Origin of the sequence: Paenibacillus sp. JJ-100 (genome assembly GCF_948329825.1) — a bacterium.
Classification (GTDB): domain Bacteria; phylum Bacillota; class Bacilli; order Paenibacillales; family Paenibacillaceae; genus Paenibacillus.
In genome coordinates this window covers 112,789-125,813 of sequence record NZ_CAOJCM010000001.1, presented here as the reverse complement: position 1 = coordinate 125,813, position 13,025 = coordinate 112,789, and the positions used below count along the sequence as shown (strand labels likewise).

The window sequence follows — 13,025 nt, the reverse complement described above, 5'->3', positions numbered from 1 at the left end:
TTTTAATTCACCAAACGGCAGTCACAGTCAGATTTCATTTCAAGCTGCTACGTTTTGCCTAGGATGTCTATCTATGAAATTCTTATTCTTCATTCCGTAAAAAAAGCCGCCATAGTACGGCGGCTTGCAAATACAGATTTAAGCGTTGATTTTACCTTTAGCTACAGTTGCCAAAGAGTTGAACGCGTTGATGTCGTTAACGGCCAGATCAGCCAACATTTTACGGTTCATGTCTACTCCAGCAAGTTTCAATCCATGAATCAGTTTGTTGTAAGACAATCCGTTTTGACGTGCTGCAGCATTGATACGAACGATCCACAGTCTGCGGAAGTTACGTTTTGTGTTGCGACGGTCACGGTATGCGTAAACCAAAGATTTCATTACTTGCTCATTAGCTGTTTTAAAAATGCGGTGTTTGGAACCGAAATAACCCTTTGCCAGTTTCAAAACCTTTTTATGACGACGACGTACTACAAAACCGCCTTTTACTCTTGCCATATTTAAGAACCTCCCAAATAAATATTAAATGTATCCGTAATATGTGTACGGCCTGAGCCGATCCCCCATACAGATGTACTATTTCAAGTTAGCCAAACCTTGTTTCAAACGTCTTACGTCACCTGCTGCCATTACCGGGTTACCGTTCAGAACGCGCTTAGCACGTTTAGATTTGTGGGAAAGCAAGTGGTTTTTGTGTGCTTTGTAACGAAGGACTTTACCAGAACCGGTAATTTTGAAGCGTCCTTTTAAACTGCTGTGTGTTTTCATTTTAGGCATGTTGTGTTTCCTCCTTCAATGTTATCAGGCTTTAGGAGCCAGAATCATAATCATACTGCGGCCTTCAAGTTTTGGTTGGCGCTCAACGGAGCAAAGTTCTTCAACTTCAGTCTTGACGCGTTCCAAAATCTTTTGACCAATAGCGGCATGCGCAATCTCACGTCCGCGATAGCGAACAGAGCATTTTACTTTGTCGCCTTCTTTCAAAAACTTAATTACATTACGAAGCTTCGTTTGATAATCGTGCTCCTCAATATTGGAACGGAACCATACTTCTTTAATGTCGACAACTTTCTGGTTCTTACGGGCTTCTTTTTCTTTCTTTTGCTGCTCATAGCGGAATTTTCCGTAGTCCATGATGCGGCACACCGGCGGTTTAGCCTGTGGGGCCACATTGACTAGGTCCAAGTTCAGGTCCACTGCCATTTGAAGTGCTTCACGAATGGGAGTAATCCCGATTTGTTCTCCTTCAGCTCCGACAAGGCGTACTTCCTTCGCCCGAATCTCGTCATTAATCATGTGATCTTTACTAATAGCCGTCCACCTCCAGGTCATTTTGAATATCTTGTAACAAAAAAATAAAAGGGATGCCGGTTAAGCTACCGACATCCCTGTAATCAACACAATTCTTCATGAGTATACACTTCATAAATTATTGGGATCGTTGACCAGCCAACTGATGTCGGACAGGTGAGAAGTCGGACTTCTACTTGTGATTCCACTTGCTATTTGTTTAACACACTTGAATACTATAACACTCAAGATAGTTGTTGTCAACACATCAACACGTATTTTTTAAATAAAGAAGACATCCCTTATAACCATACGTTTTATGAATTGATCTACCAAAAACTACCCTTGCTTGCTCTGCACTTCGTCCAGACGCACAACTCGTGTATGTTGCGTGTGGCTCCACTGTTTGTTGTTCTGCGTGAAGAACGCATAAAACGTGATTGGGTACCAAGACAACAAATAAATTGGGAATAGAATCAGATACAGATATACCTTGGCAAATTTAACCTTTTCAAGCGCCATAGACAATAGGAATGTGAGCACGTTCATACCGATGGCCACGAATCCAACCCATAATGGGAAATATCCATAAATGTTGGCGATGTGCGGGCCATCCAACACATAGATATCAATTGACATCATTGCGGTCAACAAGAAAGTAAGCAGCACCACATACACATTGGCACCATACACCGCCAAATCAAACTTCACCAGGCTTCTTTCTTTGATAGCCTGCCACAGCAATGGGAAAAAGTATCTTCTCGCTACGGTAAAGTGACCTTGCATCCAGCGCAAACGTTGTCTGGCAGAAGCTTTGAAAGTCAACGGTTTCTCATCAAATACTTTGGCATCATAATTAAACACAGGATACACATTACGCTGTACACTACGCATCGTAAACTCCAAGTCCTCAACCAGACTTGTCGCTCCCCAACCGATTTCTTTCAGCAAATTGGTCTCGAAGCACATGCCAGTCCCCCCGAGGAAATTGGCCATGTTTAGATTGTGACGGGACAACTGCCACAGACGGTTAATGTACCAGTATGATACTCCATAAGCCGCAGTAATCCATGAATCTTCAGGATTCTTCGTATCAATGTATCCCTGAATTACACGTGCTCCATTGCACAAATCATTGTTCATTTCACTTAAGAAGTTTTGCTCCACCAGATTATCAGCATCAAGCATAACAACCGCATCATACTGGCGTGGCAAATCCCACAGATATTTAAGCATCCACTCGATAGCGTGACCTTTACCTCTTAAATCGGGATTCGTACGAACACATGCATTCCACCCATGCTCGCGAACGATATCTGCAGTACTATCCGTACAGTTGTCACAGATGACGAATACGTCGTACATATCTCTAGGATAATCGAGTTGTTTCAGGTTCTCCATCAACGCACCGATCACTTGCTCCTCATTGTGAGCCGCAACAAGCACGGCAAACGATTTTGTAGCAGGATAATTATTCTTTTTCTTTTTCTTATACAGACCAAACAACGAAAACGTGAATTGGTACACGGCCAGCAGTGCCAAGATGACCTGCAACGTGACAAATATAGCGTCCAACATCGTTCTCTGTTACCCCCTTTTTTTCAAACCCAGGTTACTATAGTTTTCTCTTCCTGATTCTGCATTTATTTTTATGTTTGCAGAATATGACCCTGTGCTTTTGTATACTACGTCAATTTTCAGGCAATGTTTCAAATCATGGCAGCGACCATTTAGCCGCCTTATCGATTCTGTATTCTTTTCAGCGATTTGTCAAAACCCCAATTCCACTTCTTGAAGCAGAAATGTGAACTATAAACGCTGAATAGTCACTGTGCGATACCACAACCTTGCATTAATGCCTGTTACATCTTATTTTCAGCCTTTTTCTTGATTTTTATTTCTAAAGTCCCTTCTTTTTTCTCCGACTTACTACAGCTGAAGTGTACCTCTACTTCAAATAACGTAAATAAGCCTAATAAAGTTTGATATAAAGCTCACATTTTTTTACCTCAATTCAGCCATATTGAATCATTGTATCTTTTATAGAGGATTAAAGTCAAAAAGTCTATTGGTTTTTCACCCACTCTTTTACATGAATTTTACGTTCTTTACATGTGTTCTTCTTGAAAAGGACAACATTTAAAAATATGATAAACATATACCTGAAATAACCTCAGCACCTAAAATACAGGTTATATACTAATTAGGTGAAAACCGGACACCGATTATAGTTCCCGGAAATATGCCGCCGTCGCGGCGCAACTGGCAGGAGGCCACTATGAGCCGTTTTTTCTTAAAGTTTCAGGAGTATGATCGTAATTTGTTTATGTGGATTAACGGCCGACTTCATAATCGTTTTATGAACTTCTGGCTATACTATTTCACCCATCTGGGTGGAGCAACTGCTTCCATTGTTGTATCTTTGTTCATCTGGCTACTCGCCCCGGCTCCTTGGAGCACAGTCGGTCTTCAGGCCTGCATCGCTCTAGCTGTTAGCCACATCCCTGTAGCCATAGCGAAAAGATTGTATCCTCGCATTCGGCCTTACTTGGCCTTACCGGATACTATCACGTTCCGCAACCCTCTAACGGACCATTCGTTCCCGTCGGGGCATACGACTGCTATTTTTTCGGTTACAGTGCCTTTTATGGCGGCTGAACCCATTCTATTTCTAACGTTGTTGCCCGTGGCTGTTATTGTCGGATTTTCTCGAATCTATCTGGGGCTGCACTATCCGTCTGATGTGTTGGCGGGTGCCACAATCGGCACCTTAGTCGCACTTGCTACAGTTGCATTCTGGTCTTAAAGCCGATATGTTAGACTCAGGAATACCTAGCAGGAACAGGTGAGGCAGGCGTGGAAAAAAAGAGAATTTTACTATTATCAGAGGGGTTTGGTGCTGGACACACTCAAGCTGCTTATGCATTATCTAGTCATTTACGAAAGCTGTCTCCTAATATTCAGACGAAAGTGCTTGAACTAGGAAGCTTTCTTAACCCTAAAGTAGCACCACTAATTATTAATGCATACAGAAAAACGGTGACCACTCAACCGAAACTTGTCGGATACATGTATAAACAGCAATATAAAAAGCCACTGAATCGACTGACGACTCTTGCACTGCACAAATTGTTCTACACCCATACCCGCAGCGTCGTTCGTCAGCTCAATCCCAGTGCCATCGTGTGCACACACCCGATTCCAAGTGCTGTTATATCCCGTTTAAAACGTTTAGGTACGAAGGTTCCTCTCTGTAACGTCCTAACGGATTATGACGCTCACGGCACGTGGATTAGTCAAGAGGTGGATCTGTATCTCGTGTCCTCGGACGAAGTAAAAGGTAAACTGATGCTCCGAGGCGTAGCTGAAGAAAAAATTAAAGTAACGGGTATCCCGGTTCATCCGAACTTCTGGGAGCACCCTGGGCATGATGAGGTCCGCACTAGGTTTAATCTTAAAAATATGCCAACCGTGCTTGTCATGGGCGGCGGCTGGGGTATGCTTAATGACAAGGTTCTGCATCAGTTGCTCGCAGGCTGGCATGAGGATATTCAGATCATTTTCTGTCTTGGACGAAATGACAAAGTACGCCATAGCATGGAACAGGACCCATTATTTCAGCAAGAAAATATCCACATCATCGGATATACAACAGAGATTGACAAGTTAATGGAAGTTTCCGATCTGCTGATCACCAAGCCTGGTGGTATCACTTGCAGTGAAGGTTTGGCCAAAGGAATTCCAATGCTTTTTCATAATCCGATTCCTGGACAGGAAGAAGAAAATGTTCATTACTTCACAGCCAGAGGCTTAGGCGAACTCATTACATCAGTTGATGTGGTTGTAAAATGGATGAACAAACTGCTTAATAACTATCCAGACGTGGTGAAAAAACGAGAGCGTCATCTGTCCGACATCGCCAAAGTACATCCGATGAAAAGCGCTCAGTGTATCATAAATCTTTTGCAAAATATGCAGCCCTTATCTTCAGAGGAAACACATGTCTAATTCGAATAACTTAACCTGAGCAATATCGTCCTTTATAAACTTTCTTCATGAATGAAAAGGCGCCTTCGAAACCGAAGGCACCTTTTTTTCTTGATCTTAAGTCTGCAGATGAACCACACTGCCTATTGTAAACCAGCAGTTTTCAGATACTCCTGCCATTGTTTTGTATACTCGGACTGGATTTTCTCCAAACCGGCCTGTTTTGCTTTTTCCATAAACGTATTCAATCCACCCTCTACATCCGCAACAAGACCTACGTTAAGCGGATACAGATATTGCTTCTCAACTTGCTCCAAAGCCGCTTTCTCAGCCTGATAAGGTGTCCAATCTTCCGCAAAACCAGTGAAAATATCCGGCTTTTTGATCTGATCAAGGTCTTTGAACATAGCCAGTACATCATCAAAGCTCTTATCATACAGCATAAATTCTGGATTACGCCATGCCCAGCCATTCATACCTTCACGCGGGAATCCGTTACTTTGTGCATCGCCGATCATATGATAGTAGCCGTCTTTTACTTCAAAGTTTTTCCCTTCCACACCATACTCGGTTAGCCAGTTGTAACGTTTGTCGGTCACGAGTTTCTCGTAGAATTCCAGTGCTCTTTCCGGGTTTTTACTGCTGCGCGGAATGGCAAAACCGTTATGAATCGGATGCACCGGCTGTGCAAACCCTTTCGCATTCGGATATGGGAAATAACCCAGCTTCCAGTCCGGGTGAGTGGACTGAACCTTGATCACATCGGAATTGAATTTGTTCGGATTCTCCCCAGCAAGAACGACAGCAGCTTTACCATTTTGCAACAGGGAATTGGATGTATCCTTCACGTTCAATACGTTTTTCGGGAAAAAGCCTTTATCCATCCAGCGTTTGTATGTTTTCAGGTCCTCTAGATGCTGCGATGATCCCCAGTAGGACGCCACGGTGGACGGTGTTTCATACATAATATCCAGGCCATATGGAAGCTGACCAGCTGTATTTACCAGCTTGGAAGTTAATTGACGCACTCCATGTGTGTGATTCGCATTACTGTCTGCAATCGGAATCATATTTGGCTCGTTCGCCTTGATCCCGTCCAGGTATGCTTCGAGCGTTTCCAGCGATTCCGGCTTCGGCAGATTATACTTCTCACGCAAGTCTTCGCGGTATGCAATACCCTCGGTAACGTATTCAATCCATGTCGATGGAACAGTGTAGATTTTGTCATTAATCTTAACCGCATTCCACATATCATCAGGGACATGAGACTTTAGCTTCGGTGTTTTTGTCAACAGTTCTTCCAGCGGTAAAAAAGCACCTTTTTTGGCATAAGACTGGTAATTGGTCCAGTCGGCCGTAAAAATTAAGTCAATCGGCTGTCCGGAAGACAGCAGCAATTTATATTTTTGATCCCAATCCGTCCAGGACGTGAAGTTGAATTTTACATTCACATTCAGATCGGCTTCAGCAAGCTTGTTAATCTCCGACTCAATTACAGGTAGGTCTTTCGGAGCATCTCCAAGCATGTAAAATTGCAGAGTTACTTTTTCGCCTTTATTAACCGATGAACCTCCCTGAGCATTACCTTGTGTATTCCCACTTGAACCGCCGCCATTACATGCAGCCAGAACGCCAGCAAATAACATCATAACAAGTACCACAGACAGGTGCCGAATCATTTTATTACGCATATGCATCCTCCCTTTTTGTGTTAAACCTATATGTTAGCGCAGACCCGCTATGCATCAGACCATCCACATACCTAGTAGCCTGATGTCCCCAGCGTGTGCACGTTCTAACCTTTTACTGCTCCGATCGTGAGTCCTTTGACAAAATACCGTTGAACGAACGGATACAGGAACAAAATTGGGCCAGTTACGATAATCGCCATCGCCATCTTGGTCGACTCTGTTGGAACGTCTTGACTAAGTGTGACGCCCGTACCAATGGCCATCTGGTCAATGAAGGTAATCGTATTCATCGTGTTGTACAGATAAAACTGCAGCTGATACATATCCGGGTTGTTAATAAACAAGGAAGATGTAAACCAGTCATTCCAGTATCCGAGGGCAAGAAACAGTCCAACGGTTGCTATGCCCGGCATCGCCAGTTTCAACACAATGCTACAATAGATCCGGAAATCGTTGGCACCGTCAATCTTTGCCGATTCAATCAGTTCATCCGGTACAGCGGAGCGAATAAAATTTTTCATCAGAATGATCAGAAATGGAGTCATCAACCCTGGAAAAATCAATACGGTATACGTATCTGTCAGGTTGAAGTAGTTCGCGAGCATAATGTACCAAGGCACAAGACCTCCGCCAAACAAAGTTGTGAAGTAGATGAAAAAGGAAAACGTGTTCCGGTATTTGAAATCTTTGCGCTGAAGGACAAATCCCGCCATCGTAATAAAAAACAAGCCCAGCGTCGTGCCAACTACCGTTGTAAATACCGTTACCCCATACGCTTTCAAAACTTGGGTCGGGAATTTGAATACCATTTTGTAACCTTCAAGCGAGAACTGCGTCGGAAAGAGATGATAGCCGTCCCGCACGATGGACTCGTTACTGGTGAATGACCCCGACAAGATAAGCAGAAATGGCAGCAGGCACATTAATGACAAAACAACGATGACGCTGTAAGCGATGATCTGAAACGCCAGGTTAAATTCAGAATCTTTGGTACGAGTGCGGGTTCGGAATCGTCTTTGCGTCTGCATTGGCATTTGGTTGCTCATAAGGGTTCTCCCTTCTGCCCTAAAGGCGTGCTTATTCTAGAATAAAGCGTAATCTTCGTTTATTTTGCGAATGATGTAGTTGACCGTCATGATCAGGATGAAGCCGAATAACGATTGATACAAGCCAGCTGCTGTTGCCATACCAATATCAAAGGTGACTTTCAGTGAACGATAGACATACGTGTCAATGATATCCGTAGCGTTGTAGAGCACGCCGTTATTTCCGATCAATTGATAGAACAGATCAAACTGTCCTTTCATAATGCTGCCAAGGGAGAATAACAGGAGAATCACAAACGTTGGTTTCAGCATCGGCACTGTAATGTACCAGATCCGCTGAAAGATGTTCGCACCATCAATGCGAGCCGCTTCATAATATTCATCACTTATGCCTGTTATTGCCGCCAAGTAGATGACCATGCTGTATCCAAGATTTTTCCACAGATAAAAGATAATGATCAGAAACACCCAAATCCATGGTGTATTGTAGATATCAACAGGCCCTGCCTCAAAACGTTTGAGCACGGTATTCACAAACCCGGATTCATAGTTAAACATGTTGTAAGCGATTACGCTTAATAGAACAAACGAGATAAAGTACGGCAGAAACATGACGGATTGGGTTATTTTTTTGAACAACTTTCCCCGGATTTCACTGAGCATAATCGCACAAAAGATCGCAAGACCATTCCCCAGTATAATGAAAGCCAGGTTGTACCCTACGGTATTCGTCGTTAGTTTCAACAGCATGCCAGATTGCCAGAGGAACTTAAAGTTGTCTAGCCCTACAAACGGGCTTCCAAATAACCCGCCTGCAAAATCATAGCTGGTAAATGCGTAGTAAATACCGACCATCGGAAAATACGAGTTAATGAGAAAAAAGATCAGCGTGGGCAGCAGCATCAGAAACATGATTTTGTTTTTGTTCAATTCTTTGAGCATGGCTCGATCCCTCCCAATATGGCGGTGAAGCTCTGAATTTGATTGTAGACTGACCTCTGCGTTTCTGAATACTGAAGCTTCCTGCCCATTCGTGAACGATACTGCGAAATCAGAAGTGAACAATATGTACTAATTATGAAATGAACACATATACGTTCACAAAAGTTGATATCGTGCATAGCTCCAACCTTATGAACAATCACGCGAAAATTGAACTTTATCTAGGGAAAAGGAACCAAAACGGTTGTCTCACATTGAGGTAAGCGTATACATAATATATAATTCAAGTTACCTTGCTCTTCTGTCTGGCTACATATGAAATTCAGTTTTCTTATGAAAAATACATAAGTTCACTCATATCAGGAGGTTCGAGGGGGAAAAAGAATGCGCAAACGTTCAAAGGAAAGCCAGAAAGTATTCGCGCGGATTCTGATGGGTATTATTATCAGCACTGCAGCAACTCTACTTGTGGCCTCAGCCATTTTGTACGTTAACTACAATCGAATTGCACTACGTCAAGTCTATCGTACAGATGTGAATAGCCTCACCCAGACCAGCCGTGAAGTGGCCAAGATGACTGAAAGCGCCAAATCACTCTCCTATCAGATTTATCAGGACTACACCATTTCTTCCCTGATGCTCTACTCCAAACCAAGTATCTATCAGATTACATCGGCTATGGAGCAGCTCGATAATTACCGCATGTCACTTCCTTTTATTGAATCCATCTATGTATATAACTCCAAAAGCAATGAATTTTTTATCAGCTCCGATGGGGTTCGCAATGGACAGCAATCTATATCCGAGATCGATGACCAAGGGATCAAACATATTCTGGATCGTTTCCATGACTATAAACCCTTTGTTCCTATCCCGCGTACCTATAAGGTTGGCTCAACCGAAGCCAGTGAGGTAGACAGTTATACTTATCTTTGCTATGACACCATCAACGACAACGCCAAGCTCAATTACGCTGTTATCGTCAACATTAAGGATGATTGGCTTAGTCCCAATATGAATGCAGCAGACCAGCCAGGCAAAACCTTTATTGTAAATGAACAAGGAGACTTGTTGTCCAATTTTGGAGATCGCCCACTGCTTAACAATCTCTCCAATGAAGCTTTCATGCGGCCGATCATGCAGGATACGGAGCATTCTGCTTATTTTACCGAACAAGTGGATGGGGAAAACTCGCTCATCACTTACACCGCACCAGACAACCTAGGATGGCGTTACGTGCGAATTACCCCCTATGACGTGATTACAGCTGATATTCGCGATATGCGCATGCATACCCTGTTATTCTGCCTTGGGTTATTGGCTGCGGGTTTGATTCTTTCTTATCTTGTATCCCGGAAGCTGTATCGTCCGATTAATAATGTGCTCGTCCGCATGCGTGTGATGGAAGCCGAACGCCGGGGCAGTCTACAACTGCTAAGACAAGACTTTTTAAGAGGTGCACTTCAAGGGCGTGAAACCATAACCTGCAATATGCTTGAAGATCGAATGAGGTTCTACGGCTCTCCTGTTGATGTACACCAATCGTCAAGACTCGTGCTTTTGCGCATCGACCAGTATACAGAATTTTGCGAAACATACCGGGAAGATACCCAACTTGTAAAATACGCCATGATGAACATTTGCACAGAGACTGCAGATCCTCACTATTATGCGGAAGCTGTGGATATGGGCGGTGACCTGATTACGCTTCTGTTTAATGAAAAATCAGAAAATAATTCTTTGTCAGACAATGGGACTTCGCATCCAATAGAAGAATTGCTACGCATGATGCAGGCCGCAGTCATGACTCATCTGAAGTGTTCCATCTCCTGTACGCTGGGTCCAGAAGAAAATTCACTTGCAGAATGTATTGAAGGTTATGCTCGTTCCGCTGAAGCATCGCTTCATCGCCTGTTCTTGGGGCCAGGATGTCTGATTCATACCTCAGACATTCTGGCGTATCAGAGCAAGGAATACACTTTCCCGGCAGGTAAAGAAAGACAGCTTATCGAGTGTTTGATGACAGGCAAGACTGAGGAAGCCAAGCTAATCTACGCAGATATCGTCAGTGAAACTGCAGCCTATCCATTCACCGTCTTTCAGCTCGCTCTGTCCCATCTGACGATGACTCTTAATCATGTTCGCAATACGCTCAAGAAGAACAATCAACTTACACTCGATTCCGTTACAGGCAGCTTGATGCTTCCCGTGAAAAATGCTGAGGATCTCAGCGAGGTACATGGACATTTTTATCGGATGTTTGATGAGCTCGGTTCCAAGGTAGAGGAAAAACGCACACTCAAGCATGAGGAACTCATTCGGAGAATCAACGATATTGTTGAGCGGGATTATGCTGACCCAAATCTGTGTCTAACCTCAATTGCAGAGGAACTAAGTATGTCACCGATCTACGTCAGCCGGCTATATAAACAGCTCACGTTGAAAGGACTCACGGATGTTATTAATGAGACACGCATTGCCAAAGCACAGCATTTGCTTGTTGAGACAGAGAACTCTGTAGCCGATATTGCCGAGAGAACCGGATTCACCAACAGTTCCTACTTCTATCGCATGTTCAAGAAATTAAACGGTGTGACACCGAATGATTATCGTCGCAAACAGCTCCATTCAGAGAATTTCTGAATCATCATTAGGGGTATCTGAGTTATCATGTTGGATATCCAATCTGATTACATCTATTTCATTTTTCCAGACAAAAAATACAGTGTATAACCTAGTTGCAACCTTAAGTTGACAAAGCGCAACCCCAACATGGTAGAGCGTAGAGCAATGTTTTACTAAGATATAGATAGCCATAAGCAAAGGGTGACATATTTGCACGGAACATCGTGCGGAAACACAAAAGAGGTAACATTAAACGACTACAGATGGAGGAAATGAATGATGAAACAAGTATCGATCGTTGGAATTATTTTAACCGTAGGATTATTAGTTCTTTTAAAGGTTTTTCAGGATTCCATACCACGAATCAATGAGCCAATTACAAATATACTTATCTTTATAGGGTTCGTCATTTTTGCTATTTTCTATGGTGCATCTCAACTTAGAAAAAAGAATAAGTAGATCATAGTGTGGATATGATGAAAAATTGATATTATGGGATATGGAAGTTTAACCGTACTAATTAGTTTCAATAAGTAAGGGAACATAGCTAGTAACGATAAGGAGTACACAATATGACATTTGGCGAGAAACTTTTTCAATTGAGAAAGGAAAGAGGACTTTCTCAGGAAGCATTAGCTGAAAAAGTAAACACAACAAGACAGGCGATTAGTAAATGGGAAAATGGTCAAGGTTATCCTGAAACAGAAAAACTACTTATCATCGGGGACATTTTCGGGGTTTCTATGGACTATTTGTTAAAGGAATCTGTCGAAACTAACCGTGATAAAGAGTCAGGATATTATGTTAGCAAAGAATTAGCTGAGGGATATTTATTGTCTGCACACAAAGTTTCTAAGGTTACGGCATTAGGTTTTTTTCTAATTGCTCTATCCTGTATACCTTATTTCATTTTTAAACAAGATCCTGCTATATATATGATCCCAACCATTATTTTAGCTACACTGGGAATAGGTATGTTTGTGTCCGTATCTTTTTTGGAAGAAAATCAATATAAAGTACTAAAAGCAGAACCTTTATTATTTGATGAAAAGTATCTTAAAGAGTTGATTCTCAGATATGAAAACATTAAAAAAAGATATGTCGTTATTAATATAGTAGGTCTTTGTTTATTTGTTGCGGGACTCTTAGCCTTTGGCATTGAAAAAAAGTATATTGATTCCGATTTTTTGGTACCTTATTACCCCGTCTGTATTGGAATGATTGCACTTGGCATCTACATTACAGTCCACACATCGGCTCTAATGGATGCATATAAACTATTGGCCAAAAATGATATATACACCAATAGTTTTGGCTTTAAATTTCGGAAGAAGGTAAGAAAAAAGGTGGATGATTTTTAATATCAGTACATCAAACCTTGTGATCATTAAATAATGTAAAAAGAGCGACATTTGAGATATCATCATCTCACGTGTCGCTCTTC

Annotated in this window: 12 protein-coding genes; 5 read left to right on the top strand and 7 right to left on the bottom strand. The window is 42.3% G+C overall.

Annotated elements, in window-relative coordinates:
- Nucleotides 1-138: 138 nt before the first annotated feature.
- The 4 genes from rplT to PQG66_RS00680 form a co-directional block, all read right to left on the bottom strand.
- Nucleotides 139-498, bottom strand: coding sequence for a 50S ribosomal protein L20 (rplT, locus tag PQG66_RS00695; protein WP_272034022.1), 360 nt, complete (start codon nucleotides 496-498; stop codon nucleotides 139-141).
- Nucleotides 499-576: 78 nt separating this feature from the next.
- Nucleotides 577-777 carry a 50S ribosomal protein L35 gene (rpmI, locus tag PQG66_RS00690; RefSeq protein WP_062320217.1) on the bottom strand — a complete coding sequence of 67 codons (201 nt, stop codon included), beginning with the start codon at nucleotides 775-777 and terminating at the stop codon, nucleotides 577-579.
- 24 nt (nucleotides 778-801) lie between these two features.
- Nucleotides 802-1,296: a translation initiation factor IF-3 gene (infC, locus tag PQG66_RS00685; protein ID WP_272036385.1), complete on the bottom strand. Its 495-nt coding sequence runs from the start codon at nucleotides 1,294-1,296 to the stop codon at nucleotides 802-804.
- Nucleotides 1,297-1,629: 333 nt separating this feature from the next.
- Entirely contained in the window at nucleotides 1,630-2,868 is a 1,239-nt protein-coding gene (locus tag PQG66_RS00680) for a glycosyltransferase family 2 protein (protein WP_272034011.1), read from the bottom strand.
- A gap of 700 nt (nucleotides 2,869-3,568) precedes the next feature.
- Here PQG66_RS00680 and PQG66_RS00675 point away from each other — a divergent pair.
- Complete coding sequence (locus tag PQG66_RS00675) at nucleotides 3,569-4,096, top strand: phosphatase PAP2 family protein (RefSeq protein ID WP_272034009.1); 528 nt, start codon at nucleotides 3,569-3,571, stop codon at nucleotides 4,094-4,096.
- Between the two features lie 50 nt (nucleotides 4,097-4,146).
- A complete protein-coding gene (locus PQG66_RS00670) occupies nucleotides 4,147-5,298 on the top strand; it encodes an MGDG synthase family glycosyltransferase (RefSeq protein ID WP_272034007.1) in 1,152 nt (383 codons plus the stop codon).
- A gap of 122 nt (nucleotides 5,299-5,420) precedes the next feature.
- Here PQG66_RS00670 and PQG66_RS00665 read toward each other — a convergent pair whose 3' ends face one another.
- From PQG66_RS00665 to PQG66_RS00655, 3 genes are all read right to left on the bottom strand, one after another.
- Complete coding sequence (locus PQG66_RS00665) at nucleotides 5,421-6,974, bottom strand: ABC transporter substrate-binding protein (RefSeq protein ID WP_442954985.1); 1,554 nt, start codon at nucleotides 6,972-6,974, stop codon at nucleotides 5,421-5,423.
- Nucleotides 6,975-7,072: 98 nt separating this feature from the next.
- Nucleotides 7,073-8,014, bottom strand: coding sequence for a carbohydrate ABC transporter permease (locus tag PQG66_RS00660; protein ID WP_272034002.1), 942 nt, complete (start codon nucleotides 8,012-8,014; stop codon nucleotides 7,073-7,075).
- Nucleotides 8,015-8,050: 36 nt separating this feature from the next.
- The gene (locus tag PQG66_RS00655; protein WP_090922181.1) at nucleotides 8,051-8,956 is read right to left on the bottom strand and encodes an ABC transporter permease; all 906 of its coding nucleotides are present in this window, start codon (nucleotides 8,954-8,956) and stop codon (nucleotides 8,051-8,053) included.
- Nucleotides 8,957-9,340: 384 nt separating this feature from the next.
- On the opposite strand from PQG66_RS00655, the gene PQG66_RS00650 reads away from it, so the two are divergent.
- The 3 genes from PQG66_RS00650 (at nucleotide 9,341) to PQG66_RS00640 (ending at nucleotide 12,942) form a co-directional block, all read left to right on the top strand.
- Nucleotides 9,341-11,599 carry an AraC family transcriptional regulator gene (locus PQG66_RS00650; protein ID WP_272033997.1) on the top strand — a complete coding sequence of 753 codons (2,259 nt, stop codon included), beginning with the start codon at nucleotides 9,341-9,343 and terminating at the stop codon, nucleotides 11,597-11,599.
- A 258-nt stretch (nucleotides 11,600-11,857) separates the two neighbouring features.
- Nucleotides 11,858-12,040, top strand: a complete 183-nt coding sequence (locus tag PQG66_RS00645; RefSeq protein WP_272033996.1) for a hypothetical protein — start codon at nucleotides 11,858-11,860, stop codon at nucleotides 12,038-12,040.
- A gap of 113 nt (nucleotides 12,041-12,153) precedes the next feature.
- The gene (locus PQG66_RS00640) at nucleotides 12,154-12,942 is read left to right on the top strand and encodes a helix-turn-helix domain-containing protein (RefSeq protein ID WP_272033995.1); all 789 of its coding nucleotides are present in this window, start codon (nucleotides 12,154-12,156) and stop codon (nucleotides 12,940-12,942) included.
- The last annotated feature ends 83 nt before the right edge of the window (nucleotides 12,943-13,025 follow it).

Coding starts and splice junctions, on each gene's coding strand:
- rplT (WP_272034022.1), bottom strand. CDS start 498: ATGGCAAGAGTAAAAGGCGGTTTTGTAGTACGTCGTCGTCATAAAAAG.
- rpmI (WP_062320217.1), bottom strand. CDS start 777: ATGCCTAAAATGAAAACACACAGCAGTTTAAAAGGACGCTTCAAAATT.
- infC (WP_272036385.1), bottom strand. CDS start 1,296: ATGATTAATGACGAGATTCGGGCGAAGGAAGTACGCCTTGTCGGAGCT.
- PQG66_RS00680 (WP_272034011.1), bottom strand. CDS start 2,868: ATGTTGGACGCTATATTTGTCACGTTGCAGGTCATCTTGGCACTGCTG.
- PQG66_RS00675 (WP_272034009.1), top strand. CDS start 3,569: ATGAGCCGTTTTTTCTTAAAGTTTCAGGAGTATGATCGTAATTTGTTT.
- PQG66_RS00665 (WP_442954985.1), bottom strand. CDS start 6,974: ATGCATATGCGTAATAAAATGATTCGGCACCTGTCTGTGGTACTTGTT.
- PQG66_RS00660 (WP_272034002.1), bottom strand. CDS start 8,014: ATGAGCAACCAAATGCCAATGCAGACGCAAAGACGATTCCGAACCCGC.
- PQG66_RS00655 (WP_090922181.1), bottom strand. CDS start 8,956: ATGCTCAAAGAATTGAACAAAAACAAAATCATGTTTCTGATGCTGCTG.
- PQG66_RS00650 (WP_272033997.1), top strand. CDS start 9,341: ATGCGCAAACGTTCAAAGGAAAGCCAGAAAGTATTCGCGCGGATTCTG.
- PQG66_RS00645 (WP_272033996.1), top strand. CDS start 11,858: ATGATGAAACAAGTATCGATCGTTGGAATTATTTTAACCGTAGGATTA.
- PQG66_RS00640 (WP_272033995.1), top strand. CDS start 12,154: ATGACATTTGGCGAGAAACTTTTTCAATTGAGAAAGGAAAGAGGACTT.